At 55.7% G+C, this 25,189-nt stretch carries 21 protein-coding genes; 14 read left to right on the top strand and 7 right to left on the bottom strand.

All coding sequences use genetic code 11. The features are described from left to right. Positions 1 to 57: 57 nt before the first annotated feature. On the bottom strand, positions 58 to 618 hold the full coding sequence (locus Q0835_RS05250; RefSeq protein WP_298959050.1) for a TetR/AcrR family transcriptional regulator: 561 nt from the start codon (positions 616 to 618) through the stop codon (positions 58 to 60). Between the two features lie 220 nt (positions 619 to 838). On the opposite strand from Q0835_RS05250, the gene Q0835_RS05245 reads away from it, so the two are divergent. After that, positions 839 to 1,471 carry a hypothetical protein gene (locus Q0835_RS05245; protein ID WP_298959048.1) on the top strand — a complete coding sequence of 211 codons (633 nt, stop codon included), beginning with the start codon at positions 839 to 841 and terminating at the stop codon, positions 1,469 to 1,471. Between the two features lie 200 nt (positions 1,472 to 1,671). On the opposite strand, the gene Q0835_RS05240 is transcribed toward Q0835_RS05245, so the two are convergent. Continuing rightward, positions 1,672 to 3,831, bottom strand: a complete 2,160-nt coding sequence (locus Q0835_RS05240) for a malate synthase G (protein ID WP_298959045.1) — start codon at positions 3,829 to 3,831, stop codon at positions 1,672 to 1,674. Between the two features lie 223 nt (positions 3,832 to 4,054). On the opposite strand from Q0835_RS05240, the gene Q0835_RS05235 reads away from it, so the two are divergent. After that, positions 4,055 to 4,984, top strand: a complete 930-nt coding sequence (locus Q0835_RS05235) for a DMT family transporter (protein ID WP_298813643.1) — start codon at positions 4,055 to 4,057, stop codon at positions 4,982 to 4,984. Between the two features lie 66 nt (positions 4,985 to 5,050). Continuing rightward, positions 5,051 to 7,894 carry a cation:proton antiporter gene (locus Q0835_RS05230; protein ID WP_298959042.1) on the top strand — a complete coding sequence of 948 codons (2,844 nt, stop codon included), beginning with the start codon at positions 5,051 to 5,053 and terminating at the stop codon, positions 7,892 to 7,894. A gap of 33 nt (positions 7,895 to 7,927) precedes the next feature. Here the strand turns inward: Q0835_RS05230 and Q0835_RS05225 are convergent, their stop codons facing one another. The 5 genes from Q0835_RS05225 to Q0835_RS05205 form a co-directional block, all read right to left on the bottom strand. Then, positions 7,928 to 8,734 (bottom strand): mechanosensitive ion channel domain-containing protein, encoded by an 807-nt coding sequence (locus Q0835_RS05225; RefSeq protein ID WP_298959039.1) that lies wholly within the window; start codon positions 8,732 to 8,734, stop codon positions 7,928 to 7,930. Positions 8,735 to 8,900: 166 nt separating this feature from the next. Then, positions 8,901 to 10,421: an ankyrin repeat domain-containing protein gene (locus tag Q0835_RS05220; RefSeq protein ID WP_298959035.1), complete on the bottom strand. Its 1,521-nt coding sequence runs from the start codon at positions 10,419 to 10,421 to the stop codon at positions 8,901 to 8,903. Between the two features lie 188 nt (positions 10,422 to 10,609). Beyond that, complete coding sequence (locus Q0835_RS05215) at positions 10,610 to 11,473, bottom strand: NAD(P)-dependent oxidoreductase (protein ID WP_298959032.1); 864 nt, start codon at positions 11,471 to 11,473, stop codon at positions 10,610 to 10,612. Positions 11,474 to 11,537: 64 nt separating this feature from the next. Further along, positions 11,538 to 12,281, bottom strand: a complete 744-nt coding sequence (locus Q0835_RS05210) for a crotonase/enoyl-CoA hydratase family protein (RefSeq protein WP_298959030.1) — start codon at positions 12,279 to 12,281, stop codon at positions 11,538 to 11,540. A gap of 22 nt (positions 12,282 to 12,303) precedes the next feature. After that, positions 12,304 to 14,085 (bottom strand): acyl-CoA dehydrogenase, encoded by a 1,782-nt coding sequence (locus Q0835_RS05205; protein ID WP_298959027.1) that lies wholly within the window; start codon positions 14,083 to 14,085, stop codon positions 12,304 to 12,306. Between the two features lie 227 nt (positions 14,086 to 14,312). On the opposite strand from Q0835_RS05205, the gene Q0835_RS05200 reads away from it, so the two are divergent. The 11 genes from Q0835_RS05200 to Q0835_RS05150 all read left to right on the top strand — a co-directional run bounded on the left by Q0835_RS05200 (position 14,313) and on the right by Q0835_RS05150 (position 25,175). After that, complete coding sequence (locus Q0835_RS05200; RefSeq protein WP_298959026.1) at positions 14,313 to 15,314, top strand: L-threonylcarbamoyladenylate synthase; 1,002 nt, start codon at positions 14,313 to 14,315, stop codon at positions 15,312 to 15,314. Positions 15,315 to 15,855: 541 nt separating this feature from the next. Continuing rightward, the gene (locus tag Q0835_RS05195; RefSeq protein WP_298959023.1) at positions 15,856 to 16,785 is read left to right on the top strand and encodes a histone deacetylase family protein; all 930 of its coding nucleotides are present in this window, start codon (positions 15,856 to 15,858) and stop codon (positions 16,783 to 16,785) included. Between the two features lie 140 nt (positions 16,786 to 16,925). Further along, complete coding sequence (locus tag Q0835_RS05190) at positions 16,926 to 17,174, top strand: exodeoxyribonuclease VII small subunit (protein WP_152502994.1); 249 nt, start codon at positions 16,926 to 16,928, stop codon at positions 17,172 to 17,174. A gap of 289 nt (positions 17,175 to 17,463) precedes the next feature. Next, positions 17,464 to 18,654, top strand: a complete 1,191-nt coding sequence (locus Q0835_RS05185) for a hypothetical protein (protein ID WP_298959021.1) — start codon at positions 17,464 to 17,466, stop codon at positions 18,652 to 18,654. Positions 18,655 to 19,046: 392 nt separating this feature from the next. After that, positions 19,047 to 20,966 carry a 1-deoxy-D-xylulose-5-phosphate synthase gene (gene dxs, locus Q0835_RS05180; protein WP_298813662.1) on the top strand — a complete coding sequence of 640 codons (1,920 nt, stop codon included), beginning with the start codon at positions 19,047 to 19,049 and terminating at the stop codon, positions 20,964 to 20,966. Between the two features lie 166 nt (positions 20,967 to 21,132). Continuing rightward, positions 21,133 to 22,557 carry an MFS transporter gene (locus tag Q0835_RS05175; RefSeq protein WP_298959018.1) on the top strand — a complete coding sequence of 475 codons (1,425 nt, stop codon included), beginning with the start codon at positions 21,133 to 21,135 and terminating at the stop codon, positions 22,555 to 22,557. Positions 22,558 to 22,621: 64 nt separating this feature from the next. Continuing rightward, positions 22,622 to 23,017 carry a hypothetical protein gene (locus tag Q0835_RS05170; RefSeq protein ID WP_298959017.1) on the top strand — a complete coding sequence of 132 codons (396 nt, stop codon included), beginning with the start codon at positions 22,622 to 22,624 and terminating at the stop codon, positions 23,015 to 23,017. A gap of 34 nt (positions 23,018 to 23,051) precedes the next feature. After that, positions 23,052 to 23,558: a copper chaperone PCu(A)C gene (locus Q0835_RS05165; RefSeq protein WP_298813669.1), complete on the top strand. Its 507-nt coding sequence runs from the start codon at positions 23,052 to 23,054 to the stop codon at positions 23,556 to 23,558. A gap of 24 nt (positions 23,559 to 23,582) precedes the next feature. After that, positions 23,583 to 24,209: an SCO family protein gene (locus tag Q0835_RS05160; RefSeq protein ID WP_298959014.1), complete on the top strand. Its 627-nt coding sequence runs from the start codon at positions 23,583 to 23,585 to the stop codon at positions 24,207 to 24,209. A 27-nt stretch (positions 24,210 to 24,236) separates the two neighbouring features. After that, entirely contained in the window at positions 24,237 to 24,371 is a 135-nt protein-coding gene (locus tag Q0835_RS05155; protein ID WP_298813673.1) for a hypothetical protein, read from the top strand. Positions 24,372 to 24,434: 63 nt separating this feature from the next. Continuing rightward, the gene (locus Q0835_RS05150; protein ID WP_298959012.1) at positions 24,435 to 25,175 is read left to right on the top strand and encodes a TlyA family RNA methyltransferase; all 741 of its coding nucleotides are present in this window, start codon (positions 24,435 to 24,437) and stop codon (positions 25,173 to 25,175) included. Positions 25,176 to 25,189: the final 14 nt, after the last annotated feature.

Raw genomic sequence — 25,189 nt, 5'->3', positions numbered from 1 at the left:
CCCCGTCCCGGCGACAGAGCCAGGCTTCAAAAAATCAATCAGGAGATTGCCGTCAGTTCACTTCAGGCAGGCATCCAGAAGTGTCATTGCAATACCGACAGAAATGTCCGGCCTCGCTTCCAGCATTGAACTCGAGCCGATATGTTCCGTTTCGACGCAGCAGGCGACCACATCCGTCCATTTGTTCAGTTCAATCGGTTTCATTGGCGTTTCCGACATGCGTGTCAGCGTCACATAGATTTTTCTGCGAAGTTCCGTTTTGGCAAGCTGCCGGCCTTCAGAAATCAGACACTCGGACGTCGCCAGAATGCTGTGATTGTCGCGATTGAATTTGTAGTAACTCAGAAGAAACGTTTCGCATTTCGCTCGAATTGCATTCGCATCTCCCTTGATCCATTCCGGTTCATAACTTGAGCAAACGGCGCGATATCCCTCGTCCAAATGAGCAAAGATCAAATCCCCGATTTCCGGAAAGTGGCGATAGACAGTCCCTCTTCCCAAACCACTTTGCCGGACCACGTCCGACATTGTTGGAAGCTTGGCATTTCCCGGCCGCAAGAGACTGGCAAATGCCTGAAGTATTGTGCCTCGGTTTTCCTGCGCGTCGCTTCGGGTCATCTGTTTCTCTTACTTAAGTGGACACTTGTCCGTTTGTCAAGTCCAACCAAATCCAGTTGGAATTCAAAGGACCGGTTGAAGGGGGATGTACCTCTTCTCTGGTAATTTGATCCTGCTCAGGACAATGTTCCGGTATGTGCCAGACTTGCGGAAAATACACCGACCCTACCGGGACGGGCACCGTCTTCACCCTCGTCTTTCAATCATGGGCCAAACACTAGTGACACACGCACCGCTGCAAAATCGAGTCTTGCCGACAGGAGAAATCGTTTCAACTTCCTTCCGGGGGACATTCACCGGCAATCGCGGCATTCTTGATCTCGATGCGCAAGGCCGGTTGGGCACAAGTCGCTGGAAACACAAGCATTGGATCATTTGCAATCTCGTTCATCCGCGCGGACGCTATCACGGGCCAAGACCAGCACGCGGATGGACACCGTTGTTTTTCTTTGACGAAGCGATTGCGCTTGCCGCGGGTCACCGGCCCTGCGCCTATTGCAGGCCGAAAGCCTACCGCGCATGGGTCAAGGCCTGGTTCAAGGCGCATGGAGGCGCGTCTGGTCACAAGGAAATCGACACCGCGTTGCATTCTGCCAGAGTAACACGCATGCGCACCCAGGTCCGTCATGAGGCCTTGCTGCGTGACGTTCCAGATCACGCATTTGTTCTTTATCGGGATCGCCCGCACCTGGTGCTTAAACGTTCGCTTTATCCATTTGAATCCGGCTCGTATGGCACGGCAGTTCAGAGCCCCTTTGACAGCCTGCAGGTTACGGTCCTTACGCCTCGCCCGACATTGGCTGTTTTGGCGGCAGGCTTTGAGCCCGAAACCAGCTCAATACCTGACAGCTAGAACGACACTTGTCTTTGCCGCTTTGATCTGATGAATGGTGCATGTTTGCGTTTGGATCAATCGCCGAGAATGTGGAACTTCGAGAAGCAAAGCGTACCTCCGGGAGTGCTTTCTCCCGTCGGCACATAATATCCTGCGCGCAGCCCCTGCCTCATCGGCTGGCCGCGCGCAAACTGCTCGCATTGGACGATGATCGCGTGTCAGGCTGTCTTGGCCTTGAACTCAAGCCGACGGCGATGAAGAACCGGCTCTGTGTAGCCGTTGGGCTGCTTGGTGCCTTCAAAGACCAGCTCACACGCTGCCTGGAAGGCGACCGAGCCGTCATAATCAGCAGACATCGGACGATAGAGCGGGTCGCCGGCATTTTGACCATCCACGACGGCTGCCATGCGCCGCATGGTCTCCAGAACCTGTTCCTTGCTGGCAACGCCATGATGCAGCCAGTTGGCGATATGCTGGGAGGAAATGCGCAAAGTTGCGCGATCTTCCATGAGGCCGACATCGTTGATGTCCGGCACCTTGGAACAGCCAACGCCCTGCTCTACCCAGCGGACGACGTAGCCAAGAATGCCTTGCGCGTTGTTGTCGAGTTCAGCCTGAATGTCGTCCGGCGCCCAGTTGGGCCTCTCAGCGACGGGAATAGACAGAATGTCTTCCAGCTTGGCCGCGTGCCGTGACTTCAATTCCTGTTGTCTATCCTGAACGGCAATCTTGTAATAGTGCATGGCATGCAGGGTTGCCGCCGTTGGCGAGGGAACCCAGGCCGTGTTCGCACCTGACATCGGGTGCCCGACCTTTTGCTCCAGCATCGCGTGCATCAGATCAGGCATGGCCCACATGCCCTTGCCTATTTGTGCGTGCCCCGGCAATCCGCAGGCGAGCCCGACATCAACATTGTTGTTTTCATAGGCCGCAATCCAGGTGGCAGCTTTCATGTCACCCTTGCGGATCATTGGACCGGCTTCCATGGAGGTGTGCATTTCATCGCCGGTGCGATCCAGGAAACCTGTGTTGATGAAAAAGACCCGGTCCTTCGCCTGTCGGATGCATTCCTTCAGGTTTACTGTCGTGCGCCGCTCTTCGTCCATGATGCCCATCTTGAGCGTGTTTCGCTCAAGCCCGAGTGCGTCTTCCACCCGGCTGAATATCTGCGACGCGAAAGCCACTTCTTCTGGGCCGTGCATCTTTGGCTTCACGATATAGACAGAGCCGGTGCGGCTATTGGTGCCGCCGCCGTTGGGGCCAATGTCATGAAGTGCAATCAGCGACGTGATCATGGCGTCGAGCAGACCCTCAGGCACTTCGTTTCCATGCTCATCGAGAACGGCATCAATCGTCATCAAGTGACCGACATTGCGTATCAGCAGCAGGGAACGACCATGAAGCTTTAGTGCGCTGCCATCCGGTGCCGAATAATTCCGGTCGCCATGCAAGCGCCTCGTCACCGTTTCACCGCCTTTTTCAAAGGTCTCCTGAAGGTCCCCCTTCATCAGTCCAAGCCAGTTGGTGTAAACGACAACCTTGTCCTCGGCGTCAACGGCAGCGACAGAATCTTCGCAATCCATGATCGTCGACATTGCGGATTCCAGGACAATATCCGAAATGCGCGCCTTGTCGGTTTTGCCGATCGGATGCTGACTGTCGACATTGATTTCCAGGTGAAGACCGTTCTTTACCAGCAGAACCTTGTAGGGGTCCGCAGGGTCGCCGGCGAAGCCGGCAAACTGGGACCTGTCTGCAAGGCAGGTAGAACCGCCGTCGACCGAGATCAACAGATTTTCGTCTTTCACTGCAAGGCCTGTGATATCCGACCAGCTTCCAGCGAGAAGCGGTGCGGTCTCGTCCAGCACACGGCGCGCATATGCAATGACTTCTGCGCCGCGCGCGGCATCAAAGCCGCCCGGTTGCGGGCGCGACCCCATGGCATCGGTGCCATAGAGTGCATCATAGAGCGACCCCCAGCGCGCGTTGGCGGCATTGAGCGCATAGCGCGCATTCATGACCGGAACCACGAGCTGGGGTCCGGCAACTTCACCAATCTCCGGATCGACATTCTGCGTACCGACTTCAAAATCCGGCCCTTCCGGCACCAGGTATCCGGTTTCACTCAGGAACGCTTTATATGCGGGCATATCCGGAGTTCCGGAATTGGCCTTGTGCCAGCCATCAACCCTTGCCTGCAGTTCGTCGCGCCGCGCGAGCAGTGCCTTGTTCTTTGGCGCCAGATCATGGATCAGTGCAGACAGACCTTTCCAGAAATGCTCCTGTTCGACACCACTTTCCGGCAGGGCTTTCTCATTGACAAAGTCATATAGAACCTGGGCAACTTGCAACCCGTGGACGTCGATCCGGCCTGTCATTCGTATTCTCCGCTCAGAACATGCGTGTTTTGCTTTACCCAGTGTTTTGGGGTCAAAGGCCCCGATCGTCAATTGCCGTCCTCCAAGCATCACTTTTTCTTTTTTAGAAACAATCATTTTCATTATCTCCGAGAATATAGAACTGCATTCGAAGATATTGTGCTTTCGCAATGTCCTTTGATCCGCTACCTCTCGTTCTCCCGCTCACTCCTCACAGGACCTCATGCGCGCTCTCGCAAAACGATTTGGCGACCTGACCTTCGGCAATGCCATCGTCATGCTCGGCCTGACCACACTGTTCTGGGGTGGAAACACGGTCGCCGGCCGTCTGGCAGTCGGTGAAGTTTCTCCCATGGCGGTTGTCTTCCTGCGTTGGGTGATTGTCGCGTCCATCATGTTGCCGCTGCTGTGGCCGCGCATCCGGGCAGACTGGCCGGTCATCAAACCATTTTTCTTTCCGCGCATGGTGCTCATGGCAGCTCTCGGGTTTGTGGCCTTCAATTCGCTGTTCTATATCGCTGCCGGTCAAACGACAGCGGTCAATCTCGGCATCATTCAGGGTTCCATGCCCATTCTGGTTCTGATCGGTTCCGTGATTGCTTTTGGAGCAAAGGTTCGGGTTTTGCAGGTGTGCGGCATCCTGTTGACCTTGGCCGGCGTCACCTTGATCGCCGCGCAGGGCAAACTGGAGACACTGCTTGCACTCGCCGTCAATCCCGGTGACGGCGTCATGTTTATCGCTTGTGTTCTTTACTCCGGTTACACCCTGGCTCTCCGAAACAGGCCGCAGGTTTCCGGACTGGTGTTCTTTGCAATTCTGTCCGGCATTGCCGTTGCCACCTCAATCCCGGGCCTCCTTTACGAAATCAGTGCAGGCACGGTGCAGTGGCCCACCGCCAAGGGATGGCTGGTGGTGCTATACATTGCCGTCTTTCCCTCTTGCCTGTCGCAGATCTTCTTCATGCGCGGTGTGGAGCTGATCGGTCCGGCTCGGGCCGGGGTCTTTATCAACCTGGTCCCGATTTTTGCCGCCGTATTGGCAGTGTCGATCCTGAACGAACCCTTCAAATGGCATCACGGCCTCGCACTGGTGTTTGTCCTCGGTGGCATCTGGCTTTCGGAGCGAAAAGCCGCCAGCGCCGCGTCGCCTTAACTGAAATTCATAAATTAATTCGACCGGTTATTTGAAATTGCCGCATTCGCGGGGCACATTGCCGTAATGGATACCCCACTGATTACAGGCGTCTTCGCGCTGCTATTGATTACGATTTCCGTGCTTCAGCCGATCGCACGACGCCTTGGACTTGCGCCCAGTGTTCTTCTGGCCATGGTCGGAACGCTGATTGGTATTCTCGCTACCTATCTGCTTTATACGGCCCATACGGATGCACTCAACGAAATCGCGGCAGTCTTCGTAGATCCTCCGCTGAACTCGGAGATGATTCTCTATATTTTCCTGCCTATTTTGCTATTTCAGACGGCGCTGACGCTGGACGTGCGGCGCATGTTCGAAGATATCGGCCCCATACTGGTCATGGCAGTCGTCGCGGTTTTCGTGGCAACGGCCTTTATAGGTTTCGCGCTTTATCCACTGACCAGCCTCGCCAATATTGCCGGCATCTCCCTGCTCGCCTGCCTGTTGCTTGGAGCGATCGTTGCAACGACAGACCCGGTCGCGGTCGTCGCCATTTTCAGGGATATCGGCGCGCCGCCCAGACTCGGCAGGATTGTTGAGGGCGAAAGCCTGCTTAACGATGCTGCCGCGATCGTTATCTTCGTCATCATTCTGGACATTCTCACCGGCAATCAGTCCATGTCGGCAAACGAGGCGCTTGTGGCCTTTGTCAGGTCTTTCATTGGCGGCATTGTCGTCGGCACTGTACTCGCACGAATAGCGGTCTCCTTGCTGCCGCTTATGCGTGACCTTCCTCTGGCGCAGGTAACACTCAGCCTTGCTCTGCCTTATGGGACCTATGTCCTCAGCGACCAGTTCGCAGATGTTTCCGCAGTTGTTGCTGTTGTCTGTGCAGGAACAGTCTTCAATCTCTATGGCCCTGCCCGCATACAGCCTGCCAACTGGCGGTTCCTGCATTCGGTCTGGGAACAGATTGCGTTCTGGGCTGCGTCCCTCATCTTCCTGCTGTCCGCAATTCTGATCCCGCGATTTGTCGAAGGCTTCACACCCATCGATATCCTGCTTCTGGTGGTGGTCGTGCTTGCTGCATTTGCCGCACGTGCAGTGGTGATCTTCGGACTGTTACCGGTCTTGAGCAAACTGCGAGCCGGGCAATCGGTGAACAATCGTTACAAGACGGTGATGCTCTGGGGAGGCATGCGCGGCGCAGTCACATTGACGCTCGCACTCAGTGTCTCCGAACATACCGGGCTGGGTGAGGAGGTCTCGACATTCATAACGAAGCTGGCGACCGGCTTTGTTCTTTTCACACTGCTGGTCTATGGCACCAGCTTGAAACCTTTGATCCGCCTGCTCGGCCTCAACAAATTGAATGCGCTCGATGAAGCGGTCAGAACACAGTTTCTGGCGTTGTCGCTATCTGATGTGCGTCAGGAAATCGAAGAAGCGGCAGAGAACTATCACATCGAACCGCGTGTCACCAAAAAGGTCCTTCAGGACTATGAGGAGCGTGCTGCGGCTGCGGCAGCCGAGACCAACAAGCTGGAAGAACTCAGCGACTGGGATCGCGTGCGTATCGGGCTGATCGCTTTGGCAGATCGCGAACAGCAACTTGTTCTTCAGCATTTTCATGAAAAGACGATTTCAGGCCGTTCAGTTTCGCGCTTTCTGACATTGACCGGACGCGTTGGCGACCTTACCCGAAGCGACGGTCGCTCGGGATATAACAAAGCAGTTCGTAAGCCGCTGAAATTCGGCCTCGGATTTCGACTTGCACAGATGCTTCAACGGCGTCTGCGCATTGCAAGACCCTTGGCAAACCGGCTTGCCGACCGGTTCGAGTTTTTGCTGGTGTACCGTATCCTTGCTGACGACTTGATCGACTTCAACAATCTGCATATCAGACCGCTGCTCGGCGAACGTGTCGCGGATATTTTGCAGGACACACTGGCCATTCGCCAGGACGAGACCATGCAGGCAATCGATGCCCTGCGTCTTCAATACCCGGACTATGCAGACGCCCTGGAGGATCAGTTCCTGCGCAAGGCCGGTGTGCGTCTGGAAGAAACGGCACTCGATAATGCCCGGGACCAGATGCTGATCGGCACAGAGCTTCATCGGAACCTGCTCCGTGATGTTGAACGGTCCCGCCGATCCAGCCACACGCGACCGAAACTCGACCTCGGGCTGAAAACCCGGGAACTGGTCAGCGCTCATCCGCTGTTCGCAGATCTTCCACGCAAGCAGCAAAAGGCGATCCGGCGCATGATGCGGCCGCAATTTGCAACGCCCGGAGAAAGACTGATCCGAAAGGGTGACCGAGGTGACGCCGCCTACTTCATCGCATCAGGTGCCGTGGAAGTGCGCGCGCCGACACATAATGTGCGCCTGGGACGTGGCGATGTTTTCGGTGAAATTGCGCTCATGACCGGCGGTCGTCGCAGCGCGGATGTTTTTGCCCTTGGCTATTGTCAGCTCCTTTACCTCAAAGCCCATGATTTCAAGGCATTGATGGAGCAGCACCCGGATCTGCGCGATCACGTGGTCGGCCTGGCGCAGGAACGTCAACTCATGAACGTCGACGAGCCTGAGCACGACGTTGAGGATCCGGTGTTTCCGGTCTTCACCAAAAAAGACCCGGACACGCCACAGGAAGATGACGCGCAAGTCGCAACGCCAGAACCTTCGGAATTGGCAAAGCCGGAAGCAGACCATATCGACAAAGTCGATATTGTAGCCGGTGATGCCAACCCTGAATTGGCCGAAGCAGGAAGTGCCGCACCGGAGCCTGCAAATGACGCTACGGCCGCCAGACAGCCGTCTATCGAACCTTCGCCAGAAAAGACCGCCAATGCTGAGGAACTTTCCAAAACCTCAGAGCCTGAAACATCAGATCAGACACTAAAAAAGGAGACCGCATCCGGGTGATGCGATCTCCTTGAGCGAACCAGGTCTTCCGGATCAACCGGCCTTCTGGATTTCGACCGCGTGCGGATACGGAATGGAAATGCCGCCTGCGTCGAAGGCTTCCTTCACTGTTTTCAACATGTGGAACTTGAGCTCCCAATAGTCGCTTGCGTTGCACCAAATACGGACGCCCAGGTCCACTGAACTGTCGCCGAGATTGGTCACGCGTACCCAGGGCTCAGGTTCCTTCAATACACGGTCGTCGGCATTCGCAACATCCAGAATGATCTGTGTGGCCTTGTCTGCGTCATCTCCATAGTCGATGCCGAAGGTCAGATCGAGACGGCGTGTTTCGTGTGCAGAATAGTTGGTCACCACCGTGCCCCACGCCTTGCCATTGGGCATGATGATCTGAACGTTGTCCGGCGTTACCAGTTCGGTGACAAAAATATTGAGGTCCTTCACGGTTCCGGATGTGCCACCAATGTCAACGAACTGACCGATCTTGTACGGCCGGAAAATGATCAGCATGACACCGGCCGCGATGTCGCTGAGCGTTCCCTGCAAGGCCAGACCGACGGCCAGAGTACCTGCACCGAGAACCGCAACCAGGCTGGTTGCCTCAATGCCGAACAGCTGAAGGATCGCGATGATGGTAACCAGAAGCACCAACCAGCGAACGATGGAAGCTGCAAATCCACCAATCGTGTCGTCGATTTGCGGGTGACTGACGATCCGTTTTCTGACAATGCCCGCCAGGAAACCGGCCAGGAACCAGCCGATAATCAGGACAACAAGGGCTTTCGCCGCATTAATGATGAGCGGCATGTAGACGCCCATCTGGTCCATTGCACCTTCCATCGGTATTACTCCACTTCATTCAATCGGTTTGAATAACCGTGACTAGTAGCAGTGCAATTGCCAAGTTTCCAGAACATGTGCTTGGCAATTGCAACAGGTTTTGTTGGCTTCAGGCACCTTTTGCGCCTCTTCATTGACCGCCAAGTGGGCACCAATGGCCCGCCGGTCAGCTGTGACCCCGTGCGGCCCAGTCCTCAAGAAACTGCGCCATCTCCTCATTGCCGCAATTGGTCAGGAATTTAGGGTGAAGAACACTGCCAGCTTCAAGCAGCAACCGCGCGCACTGGATGTGGTCAGCTTCCGATCTTTGTGGTGCGAATTCCGATCCGTGTAGCACCGTATCGAGTGCATCTCCTCCGTATCCGTTTGTCCTATCCAAATCCGGATTGAAGGAAAGGAAGAATGTGATCTCAGGAACCAGACCATTCCAACCGGCGATGTGAAGCGGTGACATTCCCATGCTGTCGATCGCGTTCGGGTCAAGCCCGGCCTTCACCAGCGCTTTCGCGTGGTCGAGCCTTCCAGGTTCGCCGACGAGATTGGTTAAGAGGCATTTGTCCTCGTCGTTCAAGTCCTGGACAATCAGCTGGCCGGGTTCAGGTGCCCCATCCGCGCACTTGGCCAGAACTTGCTCGTTTGCCGACAGCTCGGGTGCATGATCCCGAGACTCCAGATATCTGGCGGCTGCACGATTTCCATAGATCCGCGCAAGACCATAAGGAGTGTGCCCCTTCCAGATCCCCGACGGATCGGCTCCGAATTCGAGAAGCAGCTCGATCACCGCAACCGACCGCCCGCGCCGAACCGCCTGATGAAGGGACGGTATCGTGTCCATAGGCTCTCCGCTCGGATGATCCGGCACTGACAAATTCGGGTCGGCCCCCGCCTCCAGCAACAGACGCACCATGTCCACATTCTCCGTGTCCAGGGCGCGCGGCAAGGCGTTTGTACCGTTTGGTTTGGCGCCGCGCTTCAGCAGCAGCGACAATGCCCTCGTCTGACCAAGCTCGGTACTGTGGTACAGGCTTTCATCGTCATTCGGATCAGCTCCGCGATCCAGCAGCCATTTTCCAAGCTCGAAGTTATCGGCATGACACATCGCACCGTACAGTGCCGACAGCTTGTGTTCTTGGCCGGGCTGTGCCGGATACCTGTCATCGACATCTGCACCGTTTGCGACCAGCAGTTCGGCTATGGACATCATGTCATTCAGTTTCTCAGGGCGGCGATGGATTTCCTTTGAAAACGCGAGATGCAACAGGGGCGAGCGAATGCCGACAATTCGGGTTGCAACATCCCGGTCGCCCTCGATTGCGCTGCGCACAGACGCCAGATCGTAGAGTGCAACTTGCAGTCCGAAGTTCTCGTCTTTGAGATCAGGGGCATCCTGAAGCAGTTTTTCGGTGATCCAATGCTGACCGAAATAGAGCGCCATTTTGAGCCGCTCGGCTTTTTCAGCCTTGCTCATAGCCGCACTTTCCAGCGCGAATTTTAGCTTCGGCCAGCTATTCTGGCCCGCTTCGCACGCGATCACATGCAGAAAATCCGCATGCCGGAGCGCCTTTGCCGGGTCAACGTGCGCGGCAACGCGTGCAAGTGCGTCGGCATCACTATTGGTATGCGCCTTTTTGAGCTGCCTTGCAGCTTTCTTGTAGCTATCGAGGGAAGACAAAGGTCCATTGGACATGGCTTTTCTCCTGGTTCAGGCCCGGACGATCCGCTGTTTTCGGGCGCAGGTGAAAAACCGGCTTATTTTGTCAGTGGTCAGGGTGCTTGCGCTTTCCGCGGATCCGGCAGCCGCCCTCATCGGCTCCGAAAAACTGCCTGAACGGGTCCAAAAAAGCAACCCCGTTCAGGCCAATGATCAAGTCAGGTTCACTTAGCGAGTGGTCCGAGTTCGCATGGTGCTTCGCTGTCATCTGGAACGAAGAAATCGGGCGCCAGCGAGAGGCTCGGGTCAACGCGGTAGCGGTTGAAATCAGTAACACCACGACTTGCAAGGAAGGTGTCGTCGATCAGGAACTCGCCGGTAAAGTCTCTCGACGGCGAAGTGAAAATCTCATAGGCGGCATCCGCGAGGATGTCTGGTGTCCGGCTTTGCTGCATCATCTTGTCGCCGCCGATAATGTTCTTTATGGCAGCAGTCGCAATCGTAGTGCGCGGCCACAAGGCATTGACGGCGATGCCTTTGGACCGGAGTTCTCCCGACAAACCGAGCACCACCAGACTCATGCCATATTTGGCAATCGCATAGGGTGTGAAGGGCGCAAACCATTTTTCCTTCATGTCGAGTGGCGGAGACAGCATAAGTATATGTGGATTGTCGGCATGCTTGAGGTGTTCAATTGCATGCTTGCAGCAAGCCATCGTCCCGCGTGTGTTGACCTGGTGCATCAGATCGAACCGTTTCATGTCCGTTTGCTGAAGAGGCGTCAACTGTATGGCGCTGGCATTGTTGACAAGAATGTCGAGCCCGCCGAAATGGTCAGCCGTCTTGTCGATCGCGGCCTTGACCGCCTCATCCTCGCGCACATCGAGAACGATCGGCAGCGCCTTACCGCCGGCGGCCTCGATTTCTTCGGCAGCTGTAAATATCGTGCCTTCTAGCTTGGGATGAGGTTCTGCGGTTTTGGCGGCGACCGCGATGTTTGCACCATCACGGGCTGCTCTCAATGCGATGGCCTTTCCAATGCCACGAGAAGCACCGGTGACAAATAGTGTCTTTCCCTTCAGGGACATGAAGACCTCCTCCTGTGTGTCAGCCAAAGCTTGACCCAAACTCAAATGTGGGTCGGGTGTAAGCTCAGGCCTTCTTCTTCATCATGAATGCCTGAAAGGCAGCAATCGTTTCCGGTGCGGTCAATCTGGCTGCAAAAATCTGAATCTCTTCTTCAACCCGCTCGGAAAGCTCATCGACATTGCCGCGCAACAACTTGCGGGACAATGCCATGGCTTCCGGTGGTTTTGCGGCAATGTCCTTTGCGCAGGCGAGCGCCACCGCGTCCACATCGTCCTCAACAATCTGGTTGACCAGGCCGATTTGCACCGCCTTTTCTGCTGAAAACGCGTTGCCCAGACAAAGCAGTTCAAATGCGCGCGCATGCCCCATCAATTGCGGACCCAGCAGACTGGATCCGGCCTCGGGCACAAGGCCCAAATCAACGAAGGGTGAACGGATAAGCGCACGCGGGCTTGCAAACACCATGTCGCAATGCATCAGCAATGTCGTACCAACGCCAATGGCAATGCCGTCGACCGATGCAACAACAGGCTTCTGATTTCGAACCAAAGCCCGCAGGAAACGGACAACCGGCGTGTCTGAAATAGCGACCTTGCCCGCATATTGCAGGAAATCGCCGATGTCGTTTCCCGCGGTAAAAACCTCAGGCTGACCGCAAATCAGGTGACAGCGCACATTCGTGTCGCTGTTGCCTTGTTCCAGAGCTTCCGCGAGGTCGCTATACATCTGCCCGGTCAGGGCATTCTTTTTCTCCGGCCTGTTCAGACGCAATGTCTGAACGCCGTTCTCAAGTGTTTTCAGGATCACCCAAATTCTCCAATCGGCGCGTTCAGGAGGCCAAGGCTTCTGCGTCGAAGGCTGTGATTGCCTCGGCTGACAGCAGAATGTCGGATCTCAAGCCCGCAGTTTCGCCCAACAGCGTTTCGCAGTAGCTTCGTGCCAGAAGCGTACGTTCCGCCATCCTGGCAGCAGGTTCTTCTGAAGAGCGCAAAGCACCTTTGCAAAGCAATGCGCCACCAAGTGCCAGCCCAGCGATGCGCAGGTAAGGCGTAGCACCGGAGAGCGCATCGGCAACCCTGCCTTCCGACAATGCGGTAAGCATGTAGTCTGTTGCCTCTTCCAGATCCTTGATGCCGGCGAAAAGGCGCTCCGATGCAGCTCCGAATTCCGGGCGATTGGATGCGGCAACATCGCTGGCTATCCCATTGAGTTCATCAATAAAGCCCTTGATGTGCTCCCCACCGGCAAGTGGCAGCTTGCGCAGAACCAGATCTATGGATTGAATCCCGTTCGTTCCTTCATAGATCGGAGCAATACGGGCATCACGAAGATGCTGTGCAGCGCCGGTTTCTTCGATGAAGCCCATACCGCCGTGGATCTGCACCCCGAGTGAGGCGACCTCAACACCGAAATCCGTCGACAGAGCCTTTGCAATTGGTGTCAGCAGACTGGCGCGATCGTTCCAGAATGCCCGTTCGACCTCATTGTCCACGACATTGGACATGTCGATCGCATGTGCACAGGCATAACAAACGGCGCGCGCGACCTGCGTTCGCGATTTCATGCCGAGCAACATGCGCTTGATGTCCGGATGACGCGCGATCGGGCTCATGCCTTCGCTTTTGTCACCGGGTGCCTTGCCCTGCCGCCGATCGACGGCGTAGCCCAGGGCGTGCTGATAAGCACGTTCGGCAACACCGAGACCCTGAATCCCAACTGCCAAACGCGCATTGTTCATCATGGTGAACATGCAGGCCAGACCCCGGTTCTCTTCGCCGATCAACCAGCCCTTCGCGCCGTCTTCATCACCATAGACCATGGTGCATGTTGGAGAACCGTGAATGCCCATCTTGTGCTCAACGCCCGCGACTGTGACGTCGTTTCTCTCGCCTAGCGAGCCGTCATCATTGACCAGGAATTTTGGAACCAGAAACAGCGAAATACCCTTGGTGCCTGCGGGAGCGTCGGGCAAACGTGCCAACACCATGTGAATGATGTTTTCGGTCAGGTCATGATCGCCATAGGTGATGAAGATCTTTTGCCCAAAGATGCGATAACTGTCGTCATCGGCACGCTCCGCCTTGGCCTTGAGCGCGTTGAGATCCGACCCTGCCTGAGGTTCCGTCAGGTTCATGGTGCCCATCCACTCGCCTGAAACCAATTTCTCAAGATACTTGGCTTTCAACGCATCGGAAGCATGCTTTTCCATCGCTTCAACAGCGCCGATTGTAAGCGTCGGACCGATGGCGAATGCCATTGAACCGGAGTTCCACATCTCCATCGCCGCTGCCGAAAGCATCTGTGGCAATCCTTGCCCGCCATGTTCGGGTGCCGCCGTCAGGCCATTCCAACCGCCTTCGATCCATGCATGATATGCGTCGCGCCATCCGGGAGGCGTCGACACGTTTCCATCCACCAAAGGTGTGCCATGCTTGTCGGCAACTGTGTTGAGTGGGGCAATTTCTTCGGCTGCAAACCGCCCGGCCTCATTCAGGATCGCATCCACAAGATCGTCTCCCAACTCAGCGTGATGCGGATTGTCCTGCAGATCATCCAGGCCGCAGACACGCTTCAAGGTGAAAGCAATTTCCTCTACTGGTGCGCGATACATTCAGGTCCTCCCACGAACGGCCGGGTTTACGACGTCCGGTATTGTTTTTCGCTGTTTTAAGCTTGACGCGAGGCGGGCTTCTCCGCAAAAGGCGCGTGTGTACAGCAGTTGGACAGGACAATAGACCAGTTGACGTTAACGTCAACCCATGCCGCAGCGGCAGGTCCTCGTCTTTTTTGTGGTAACCGTTCGCCGGCTTCTGAAATCATTGGAACATTGGGTGTTGGATGCAGCGATGGACCCTCGATACCGACTTGCCCTACTGGCAATCCACACCGCAGGCAGAAGCGGTCGCGGAAGTGCTGTTGAGCGGCAACCTTGCTGCAATTCCAACGGAAACGGTCTACGGACTGGCAGCAGATGCGACCAATGGACTGGCCTGCGCAAAAATCTTTGAGGCCAAGGGGCGACCGCAATTCAACCCGCTGATCTCTCATCTGCCGTCAACTGAAGCAGCGCTTGAGCACGGGGCATTCAGTGACAAGGCAATCCGCCTTGCGAAAGCTTTTTGGCCAGGCCCTATGACTTTGGTTGTCCCACGGAGAGCATCGTCATCCATTTCCGATCTGGCGACCGCCGGACTTGCGTCGGTTGCGCTTCGTGTTCCAGAAGGCCCGGTCATGCGCTTCCTCGCTGAAAAGACAGGGCGACCACTTGCTGCACCAAGCGCAAACCGCTCAGGCAGGATCAGTCCGACACGGGCCGAAGACGTTATCGCGGATCTTGGCCCGGCACTTGGAGCGATTGTCGACACTGGCCCCTGTCCCGTTGGGATCGAATCCACGATCGTCGGCCTTGTGGACGACCAACCACTCCTGCTCCGTCCGGGCGGCCTTGCGCGCGAAGATATCGAGGCGGTTCTCGGTGAGCAACTTGAATGGGCCGAAGGCAACGGGACAGAAAATGCACCGACGGCTCCGGGAATGCTGTCGTCGCACTACGCACCAGATGCAAAGCTGGTGATGAACGCGACCGAGGCCAGCCCAGCAGACGCATTGTTGTCATTCGGTCCTGATCCATTGCCGGGTGCAGAAAGAGCCTTTTCTGACATTAATTTGAGTCCGTCCGGCAACCTCGCCGAAGCTGCTGCAAACCTTTTCCACGCCATGCGGACGCTCGATTCCAGCGGTGCTGACGTCATTCGCGCACAAATTATCCCCAACTTTGGATTGGGCGAGGCAATCAACGACCGACTGCGCCGTGCGGCCGCTCCGCGCGGAACCGGCTGAAGGCCCGACTTTCACATAGAAGGGTCAGCAACCTGGCGATGAAAATTTTGCCGCTTTCTTTACCACTTGTTAAAAAAGCCTTAAAAATCAGCAGCTCCCGAACATCTCCTGATGCGGGAAAACGTGTCTAATCAACTTAAGTTAAGTTCATGATGCGGCAAGAAACGTCAGCCAGTTTTTAAGTTACGCTCGCGTGATGACGTAACTTCTCCTAAGCAAATCGCCCAATAAGAATGGTCAAAATTGGGTATCCAACGCACTTATCAACACCGGCATGCAGAGGGATTACGGTAAAAAGCTCGCATTCCCTTACTGGAATCACGTAGTTTAACAATCAGAATTGAGATGCAGCGGACCTCCCCTCGGGCATTGCGGTGCTCGCACCTTTACCAAGGCCGGCGAAATTGCCGGCCTCTTTTTTTGGCGCTAAGCACCTCCATGCCTCTGCACGCCCTGATACCTATCGTCAATTGACAGCTTCAAACACAACCGTTCTGATACCCGGACAAAATTTAATCAAATAACGTCCGGAAACGCCCCTTTGTCCACGCTCATCCTGCATCACACATCTTATCTGGATCACCTGACCCCGGTTGGGCACCCGGAACGCCCCGACCGGATACGTGCGATCGATCGCATTCTGGAGCATGAGAAGTTTCAGTCCGTTGAGCGGGATCTTGCACCGATGGGTGCTGTTGAAGATATCGCACGTGCGCACCCGATGAGTTATGTGGATCAGCTGCACCGGCTCGCTCCTACCGAAGGCACCGCGCGAGTGGATGCCGACACGACCATGTCGCCAGGTACTTGGGAAGCGGCACTACGCGGCGTCGGCGGTGCCTGCCGGGCGGTGGACGAAGTGCTGACCCAAAAGGTCAACAACGCCTTTTCGGCTTCACGCCCACCGGGACATCATGCGGAAAAAGACCGCTCGATGGGCTTTTGCTTCTTCAACAATGTTGCAGTTGCTGCCCGATATGCGCAGGACAAATACGGCATCGACCGGGTGGCAATCATCGATTTCGACGTGCACCACGGAAATGGAACCCAGGACATCTTCTGGGACGACCCGAGTGTCATGTATTGCTCCACACACCAGATGCCGCTCTATCCGGGCTCCGGCGCCGCGTCCGAAACCGGTGAGGCAAACACAATTGTCAATGTGCCGCTTGCTCCCGGAGAAGACGGTGCGGGTTTCAAGGAAGCGTTTGAGGTAATCGTTCTTCCACGGCTTGATCACTATGCGCCTGAACTGGTGATCATTTCAGCCGGGTTCGATGCACATGCGCGGGATCCCCTGGGAGGCCTCAATCTGGTTGAAGCCGACTTCGCCTGGGCCACGCGGGCGCTTATGGATGTCGCGGACAAACACTGCGACGGTCGCGTGATTTCCGTACTCGAGGGGGGCTATGATCTTGAAGGACTGGCCCGATCAACCGCTGCTCATGTCATGACCCTGATGACGGGCTGACGGGTGTTTCTGACCAGCGGCCTCAAAAGCACGGGGATCTTTCATGTCATAGCTGCACGGGGTCTTGACGTTGACCTCCAAGCCCGCAAGTTTGCACCAAGGCGCTTCTTGGCGCTGGACGCAAACCAGGAACCGCACTGATGACCGACGCTGCAAACGACATTGCCAGCCTTTCTTTTGAAGAGGCGCTCAAGCAGTTGGAAACCATCGTGAGAGAACTGGAACAGGGCAACGTACCGCTCGAGCGAAGCATAGAGATGTATGAACGCGGAGACGTTTTGCGCAAACACTGCGATACGCTTTTGAAGTCTGCAGAAGCCAAGGTTGAAAAAATTCAACTCGGACAAAACGGAGAGCCGAGCGGCAGCGAGACACTCGATCCGCAATAGAATTCAATCCTTGTACAAAAGCCTTCGTGGCGACACTGCTGGTTTCCCCCTAACCGGTTGCCTGGCTCATATGGCACCTGAAACTCCGGAGACATTGGCTCGCCTAGAGACACATGCAAAGTTGATAACTTTGCTTGAGTCAACGGCAGATTCATACACCGATATGCGGGCTCTCAACAGAGCTCACAGTCAAAACAGGCGATTTATATTGCCTTTTTTAGGCTGTATTGATATCAATATTTACAGCCTCAAGAGGACTCTATGTAATAATTAGTAGATCAAACACTGTATGCCTGTACTTAGCAAAACAGATGAAGTCGAACTACTTTTACGCGTCCTTGAGTGCTCAACACAATCGGAAGCATGGCCCCGGATTCTGGAGGCAATCGATTCCAGCCTTGCCTGCAAGTGTTTTCTCGCCGAGTTTGATGATGACGGCGATCCGCTTTCCGGGTTTGGCGGCGAAGCACCCGCAAGAGATTTCGGAGCCGTGCTAGAGCGCATTGAAACAGAGGGCGGGCGAACTGCGCTCCAGTTCCTGATCAGCGAAGCGTCTCTTTTTTATCCTTATTGCAAGACAGCCCTGAACCGGCACGCTTCTGCATCCGATGACGTTTCCCGGGTGGATCAGGCCGGTGCGATGGATCAAGTGTCCGAAGTGGACACGGTAGCGCCCCTTCAACAAGCTCCCGGATTGATCTCTCCTGTCTGGCGTGGTGACCGAACCACCATCCTATTCGGATGCTTCTTCCTGGAACATACGCCTGAAACCGTTGATGTTGCCGTTGCCAGCGAAACGTTCCGGCGATTGACCAAAGCAATCTCACCGGCTCTCAGCCTGCACTTTCAGCTTGAAAAGGAACGCGTCGGCAATCTGATGCAGCAGGTCCTGCTTTCCTCCCTGGACCGTTCCGTCATTCTCATCAGCGCAGATCGAGATATCCTTGCAGCAACACCCACTGGTTCAACTGCATTTGCCGACATCGACGCAGCCGAACCAAGGCGCGGCAAACTTGTCATCAAAAACAAGTTGATCGAAGCGGCCCTGCAAGACCTATCTGCGGAGTGCAACTCTTCGCAGCAAACATTCAAGTCTTCCGGCATCGCAGATCAGACCCGCTCGGTCTATGTAACGGCGGCAGACAATGCGCCTCGCAGGGTTGCCATCGAAATGGTCCCCCCAGCACTGACGGAGAGTAGTTCTACATCGACACCCTGGTTTCTTGTCAGTGTCAGCGAACCGGCGGATTTGCCGGAAGAACTCGAGCAGGTTCTGCAGGATAGATACGATCTGTCCCAGTCAGAGGCTCACTTGGCCCGGAACCTGACGATGACCGGGTCGATGAACGAGACGGTGGCACAGCTCGGCATTACGCGAAACACGGCCAAAACCCACCTCAGGCGTATCTATGAAAAGACAGGCGCTCATACACAACTGCAACTCGCAAGCCTGATCTACAGGCTCGCCGGACTGTTCTAGGACAGCTCAGCAAATCGGCGCTAAACACCGCCTAACTGGTTGAACGTACAAGCGAAAAACGATGACAGGACATTGCCTTGAACAAAAAAATGGGGCCGCGAGATGCGACCCCAAGTTGATCACTGTGCACGTGGCCCCATCGACCACGATAAATTCATTAGGCCAGATCCACCAAAGATGCATCACCCAAACGGGTGATTGCGTATAATTTCGTCAAAAGTTGCGCAGCATTTGCACCAGTGCCACCTTATTTTCAAAGATCGATAGACACAGCATCTCACCCGAAGGAAACACAAGGCCAAAATGGCGCATTCCAACACCACCATTTGCGCGCTATATCCCGTTGGTGTATGCCTGCCCGCCATGCCTGAAATCTTGGAGCCGTCTTAGTAGTGACTTCCAGACCCGAAACCCCATTGCTCGACAAAATTTCTTCGCCGGCTGAGCTTCGCAAGTTGAATGAAGCGGATTTGCTTCAGCTCGCGGACGAATTGCGCTCGGAAACCATTGACGCGGTTTCAATTACCGGTGGTCATCTGGGAGCAGGCCTCGGTGTTGTGGAACTGACAGTTGCCTTGCACTACGTGTTCAACACACCGGACGACAAAGTCATCTGGGACGTTGGACACCAGTGCTATCCGCACAAGATCCTGACGGAAAGACGCGACCGCATTCGCACACTGCGTCAGGGAAAAGGCCTTTCCGGCTTCACCAAACGGGCGGAAAGTGTTTACGATCCATTCGGGGCCGCTCATTCTTCGACGTCGATTTCAGCCGGGCTCGGCATGGCGGCCGCACGCGACCTGAAAGGTGGAGACAACAATGTCATCGCGGTGATCGGTGACGGTGCCATGTCCGCCGGAATGGCTTACGAGGCGATGAACAATGCCGGACATCTCGGCTCCCGCCTTATAGTGATCCTGAATGACAATGACATGTCGATTGCACCACCGGTCGGTGCCATGTCCGCATATCTTGCAAAGCTCGTTTCGGGCCCGACCTACCAGACCTTGCGGGACGCTGCCAAAAACCTTGCCAAGAACCTGCCGAAGCCTGTCTTTGAAAAGGCTGCCCGCGCTGAAGAATATGCACGCGGCTTCTGGACAGGCGGAACCATGTTTGAAGAACTTGGCTTCTATTATGTCGGCCCGGTCGACGGCCACAATCTGGATCACCTTCTGCCGATCCTGAAAAATGTTCGAGATACGCATCACGGTCCCGTTCTCATCCATGCCGTCACGCAAAAGGGCAAGGGATATGGCCCGGCCGAGGGCGCCAAGGACAAGTATCACGGCGTTGCCAAGTTCGATGTGGTAACCGGCAAGCAGGCCAAGCCGAAGGCAAACGCGCCCAGCTACACAAATGTATTTGCCACGTCCCTGATCAAGGAAGCCGAAGCAGACGAAAAGGTCGTTGCGATCACGGCTGCAATGCCCGACGGCACAGGCCTGAACCTCTTCGGCGAAGCCTTTCCTGAGCGAACCTATGATGTCGGCATTGCCGAACAGCATGCTGTAACCTTCGCTGCCGGCATGGCAACGGAAGGTTTCAAACCCTTCGCAACGATTTATTCCACGTTCCTGCAAAGGGCCTATGACCAGGTCATTCATGACGTGGCAATCCAGGGGCTTCCTGTTCGCTTCCCGATTGATCGTGCTGGCCTGGTGGGCGCTGACGGTCCGACACATGCCGGTGCGTTCGACACAGCGTTTCTGTCCTGTCTTCCAGGCTTCGTGGTCATGGCAGCTGCAGACGAAGTGGAATTGAGGCACATGGTGGCGACTGCTGTCGCCTATGACCAGGGACCAATATCCTTCCGCTATCCGCGCGGCGAAGGTGTTGGACTTGATCTGCCGGAACGCGGCAGTGTGCTTGAAATCGGCAAAGGGATCATCCGCCGCGAGGGAACCAAGGTTGCCCTACTGAGCTTTGGCGGACGCATGAGCGAGTGCCTAAAAGCAGCTGATGAACTTGATGCCGCAGGCCTCTCGACAACCGTTGCGGATGCGCGCTTTGCCAAGCCACTCGACATGGACCTCATCCGCCGCCTGGCGCGGGAACATGAGGTTCTTGTTACTGTTGAAGAAGGCTCAAACGGTGGTTTCGGCAGTCATGTTCTGACCCGCCTCGCTGAAGAAAGCCTGCTCGACAACGGGCTTAAAATTCGCACGCTTGCCTTGCCAGACACCTATCTGGATCAGGACAAACCCGATGCCATGTATGCGGCAGCGGGCCTGAATTGCGACGGCATCATGCGCACGGTTTTCGCAGCTCTTGGAACCGAAGCCCTGACTGCACCGCAACGCGCATAAGCGTCACTGCGAAGCGGTATTCCGGCATCCGGGTGATGCGCTTGTGGGCCGGAAATGAATCTTGATTGACACGCGTCTTCAGAACTGAAAAGGCTGGATGCAAGTAGTTATCGCGTCGGTTTCGCCCGGCGCGTTTTGCATTGTTTTCAGCACGCGGGAGGCAGCCATGGTTCAGACACTTCTTTCAGTGTCCGCACTCATGTTCTCCGTTGCCCTGTTCATATTCGGGCACGGGCTTCAAACGACTTTGCTGCCTCTGGCCGCTGACCGATACTATTTCTCCGATTTTGAAATCGGGGCAATGTCATCTGCCTACTTCTTCGGCATGGTGCTTGGCTGTCTGGGCGCTCCCCTGATTATTATGCGAGCCGGCCATATCCGCGCATTTGCTGCTTTGGTTTCGCTGATGTCTGCCGCTGCGATCATGCATCCGGTGTTCATTGACCCATACGCCTGGATCGTCATTCGCATGATTTCCGGTTTCAGCCTTGCCGGATTTTACATGATTGCAGAAAGCTGGCTGAACGAGAGTGCCACCAACGAAAACCGCGGCACGGTAATGTCGTTTTACATTGTCGTTCTGTTCGGAGCGCTGATGGCAGGTCAGATTTCCATCGCGACCATGAACATTGCCACCTTTGTTCCCTTTGCGATTGCTTCGGTCGCGGTCAGTCTCGCTGTCATGCCCGTGTCGCTGACGACCTCCACACAGCCTGCCCCGATCACGCTTGTCCGCTTCCGTCCGATCCAGCTTTACAAGAACTCACCGGCGGCCTTTGTCGGCGTCGTCTTTATCGGCGCAACACAGGGTGCGATCCTCACACTGTCACCTCTTTACGGGTCTCAGATCGGTTTGACGACAAACGAAGCGGCGTTGTTCGCAGCAGCGCTCTTTGGCGGCGGGCTCATTTCCCAGTGGCCTGTCGGACGGCTTTCAGACCTCTTTGACCGTCGCCGCGTCCTGATCGGCCTTGGTGTTGCGACAGCGGCCACATCCCTTGCGATTGTGTTGGTGTCTCCAAGCACTTTTGTCGTGGCTGCACTGATGGGCATTCTGATCGGCATGTCAGCGCAACCGCTTTACGCAATTGCCGTAGCGCATGCCTTTGACCATGCCGCCGCGGAAGACTTTGTCGAAACCTCCTCCGGCATGCTGCTCTCCTTCGGCATCGGCTCGATCGCTGGCCCGTTGATTGCATCCGTTGTCATGAGCAACACCGGCCCGTCCGGTCTGTTCTACATGGTGATTGGGTCCAATCTGATCATGGTCACCTTCCTGTTGACTCGCGTTGTCGCCCGCAGAGCGCTTCCGGCGGCCGAGAAGACAGACTTCGAATATGCATCGACCGCACAAGTTGGTACCGTCATTTCATCCGAGCCTTTGGATGCCGAAGCTGAGGAATACGTCATTCCGCCGGAAGAATTCCCTGCCTATGAAGATGACATCTACAATTTCGAACCCTCCGAGGAAGGAGACGGATCCGAAGGAGCGGAAAAGGCTGCCGGCATTCCAGAGGAGCAAAATGCAGAAGCTCAACAAGCAACCGCGACCGCAAAAGGCAAGGTGACAGAGCCACAACCGCCAACCTGATGGCGATATGACCTGCGCTGTTTCGTCCCTCGACTTGACCAGAAATTAGGCGTATAGCCGAAGCATGAGCTCGCGTGTTTCACAACTGCAAGTGCTGCGCCAGGAACGCCACCCATTGGTCGCGTTTGCCGCTCTTGCTTTTGTCATGCGGCTCTGCATCACCGTCCTTGCGACCGCCTTATCGCCGAATGCGGCGGCAGCGGCAGGCTTTACGAGCTTGTGTCAGCCATCAGGTCAGCATGAAAACTTAGCCGGACAACACGACGCGCTCTCCTGTCAGTGTGGTCCGGTCTGTGCTCATGGCTGTGCTCTTGGCCCTTGTCTCGCCGGCAATGCCTGCCTCCCCCAGCCCATTCAAGCATCCGGCACCCCGGGTTGGGTTCAGGCCTATCAGGACAGCTGGAAATCCGACGTCGGCCGGTTCAATTCAATCCGTGCACCACCAGTCTCCTTGATCTGAAAATCAACACGAATTCAGACCTCAAGGAAACGTTATGAAATTCTGGAAATCCATCGCCGCGGCGACGGCGCTAACACTTGTTTCGCTTGCAGCGACAGCAGGCGACTACACGGCTGGCGATCTGAGCATCGGCCAGGCCTGGACACGGGCAACTCCGCCAAAAGCAAAGGCCGGTGGCGGCTTTGTCGAAATCGTTAATTCCGGCACCGAAGCCGACACACTGGTCAAGGCATCGTCCGATGTTGCGGGCAAAGTTGAACTGCATGAAATGGCCGTTACGGATGGCGTCATGAAAATGCGTGAACTTGAAAGCGGCATCGAAATCCCTGCAGGCGAGACCGTCACCTTGAAGCCGGGCGGTCTGCACATCATGTTCATGGGTCTAAACCAGTCATTCGAAGAAGGCGCGACCGTCCCGGTTGTCCTGACTTTTGAAAAAGCCGGTGAGGTTGCCGTTGAGCTGGCGATTGCGAAAATGGGTGCGAAAACCATGGCAGCCGGTCATATGGACCATGGCAAAATGGATCACAGCAAGAACTAAGCGTCTTGAAGAAGAGGACATTCCATGTCTGGCTTGAAACTCTTCCGGTATCTGGCTTGGGCGGCGGTTGCCGTCCTCGCCGTTGTATCCGGAGCACTCGTCTATCAGCAGACCGCAGGCAACAACAATTCTGGCAGCCTGATCGAGCCGTTGGCCGCCATTGGTGGCCCCTTTGAGCTCGTCAGTGGCTCGGGTGAAACGGTTACCGACGAAACATTCGCCGGCAAACCGCTTGTGCTGTTTTTCGGCTTCACCTATTGCCCGGATGTTTGCCCGACAACGCTAGCCGAGCTTCAGGGATGGCTCGAGGCACTTGGTGAGGACGCGGGCAAACTGAATTATGCCTTCGTTACCGTCGACCCGGAAAGAGACACACCTGATGTCATGCGGGACTACGTATGGGCTTTTGACGAGCGCATCATGCCTTTGACCGGCTCGCGCGAACAGATCGATGCCATGATCAAGGCCTATCGTGTCTATGCCAAAAAAGTACCGCTTGACGACGGCGACTACACCATGGACCATTCAGCTGCTGTCTACCTGATGGACGCTGACAATAAATTTGTCGGAACGATCGCCTATGGTGAAGCAGAAGAGAACGCCCTTAGTAAGCTGCAGCGTCTGATCAAAAACGCTCCTGCAACTTCGTAGGGTTGCCACAGGAGCTCACGGACCCACATGCGGATGCCTCTTTATTTCGGATTGGCAACAGGCGCGACGGTGCTCGTCGTGCTCGCCATCGGATTGTGGCTCTATTCCGGTGAGCGGGTCTACGCTGACAGGCTGATCTCCATGATCGCCAATTGTTTCTGACGTCACCGCCCATCAAAGAGCGGTGACTTTCCTTTCCTCCGACACATCGCGGAATAGCTGCGCATGTCAAAACAGCGGTTAGACCAGCAACTTGTGGACCTCGGTATCTTTCCCAGCCGGGCCCGTGCGCGCGATGCGGTTTTGCGCGGAACCGTGTCAATTGATGATGCTGTCTGCATCAAACCCGCCCAAAAAATAGGTCCGGATGCGAAGGTCTCCGTAGACGATCCGGCGGCGACTTACGTCTCACGTGCGGCATTGAAACTCATCGAAGGTCTCAATGCTTTCGGCGTTGATCCCACCGGCAGGATCTGTCTCGACATCGGCGCTTCTACAGGCGGTTTCACACAGGTTCTCCTGGAGCGCGGCGCAGCCAAGGTCCATGCGATTGACGTCGGACACGATCAGTTGCACGAAAGCCTGCGGCAAAACCCAGGTGTTGCGGCAACTGACGGCCTCAATGCACGCGACCTCACCGGCGACCATCTTCTGGGCGACATGCCTTCCCTTCTTGTGTCTGATGTCAGTTTCATTTCCCTGAAACTCGCCCTGCCACGTGCTCTCGACCTCGCCGCCCCCGGTGCAGAAGGCATCTTTCTGGTCAAACCGCAATTCGAGGCCGGCAAGGACAACATCGGCAAGGGCGGACTGGTGGACCCAAGCATTGCAGCCCGGTCTGCAAAAGATCTTCAGCATTGGCTTGCCGTCCAAAATGGGTGGAATGCACTGGACATGGTCCCTTCTCCCATCAAGGGTGGAGATGGAAACGCAGAGTTTCTGCTTTTCGGTCAAAAGCAGTCATGACGATTCAGGCGGTC

Origin of the sequence: uncultured Roseibium sp. (assembly GCF_947499295.1) — a bacterium.
Classification (GTDB): domain Bacteria; phylum Pseudomonadota; class Alphaproteobacteria; order Rhizobiales; family Stappiaceae; genus Roseibium.
Note: the sequence above shows the minus strand (reverse complement) of the source record. Positions and strands in the feature narration are given on the sequence as shown.

Bases quoted from the DNA above. Each gene is read 5' to 3' on its own strand.
- Q0835_RS05250 (WP_298959050.1), bottom strand. From the start codon at position 618: ATGACCCGAAGCGACGCGCAGGAAAACCGAGGCACAATACTTCAGGCA.
- Q0835_RS05240 (WP_298959045.1), bottom strand. From the start codon at position 3,831: ATGACAGGCCGGATCGACGTCCACGGGTTGCAAGTTGCCCAGGTTCTA.
- Q0835_RS05235 (WP_298813643.1), top strand. From the start codon at position 4,055: ATGCGCGCTCTCGCAAAACGATTTGGCGACCTGACCTTCGGCAATGCC.
- Q0835_RS05230 (WP_298959042.1), top strand. From the start codon at position 5,051: ATGGATACCCCACTGATTACAGGCGTCTTCGCGCTGCTATTGATTACG.
- Q0835_RS05225 (WP_298959039.1), bottom strand. From the start codon at position 8,734: ATGGAAGGTGCAATGGACCAGATGGGCGTCTACATGCCGCTCATCATT.
- Q0835_RS05220 (WP_298959035.1), bottom strand. From the start codon at position 10,421: ATGTCCAATGGACCTTTGTCTTCCCTCGATAGCTACAAGAAAGCTGCA.
- Q0835_RS05215 (WP_298959032.1), bottom strand. From the start codon at position 11,473: ATGTCCCTGAAGGGAAAGACACTATTTGTCACCGGTGCTTCTCGTGGC.
- Q0835_RS05205 (WP_298959027.1), bottom strand. From the start codon at position 14,085: ATGTATCGCGCACCAGTAGAGGAAATTGCTTTCACCTTGAAGCGTGTC.
- Q0835_RS05200 (WP_298959026.1), top strand. From the start codon at position 14,313: ATGCAGCGATGGACCCTCGATACCGACTTGCCCTACTGGCAATCCACA.
- Q0835_RS05190 (WP_152502994.1), top strand. From the start codon at position 16,926: ATGACCGACGCTGCAAACGACATTGCCAGCCTTTCTTTTGAAGAGGCG.
- Q0835_RS05185 (WP_298959021.1), top strand. From the start codon at position 17,464: ATGCCTGTACTTAGCAAAACAGATGAAGTCGAACTACTTTTACGCGTC.
- Q0835_RS05175 (WP_298959018.1), top strand. From the start codon at position 21,133: ATGGTTCAGACACTTCTTTCAGTGTCCGCACTCATGTTCTCCGTTGCC.
- Q0835_RS05170 (WP_298959017.1), top strand. From the start codon at position 22,622: ATGAGCTCGCGTGTTTCACAACTGCAAGTGCTGCGCCAGGAACGCCAC.
- Q0835_RS05165 (WP_298813669.1), top strand. From the start codon at position 23,052: ATGAAATTCTGGAAATCCATCGCCGCGGCGACGGCGCTAACACTTGTT.
- Q0835_RS05160 (WP_298959014.1), top strand. From the start codon at position 23,583: ATGTCTGGCTTGAAACTCTTCCGGTATCTGGCTTGGGCGGCGGTTGCC.
- Q0835_RS05155 (WP_298813673.1), top strand. From the start codon at position 24,237: ATGCGGATGCCTCTTTATTTCGGATTGGCAACAGGCGCGACGGTGCTC.
- Q0835_RS05150 (WP_298959012.1), top strand. From the start codon at position 24,435: ATGTCAAAACAGCGGTTAGACCAGCAACTTGTGGACCTCGGTATCTTT.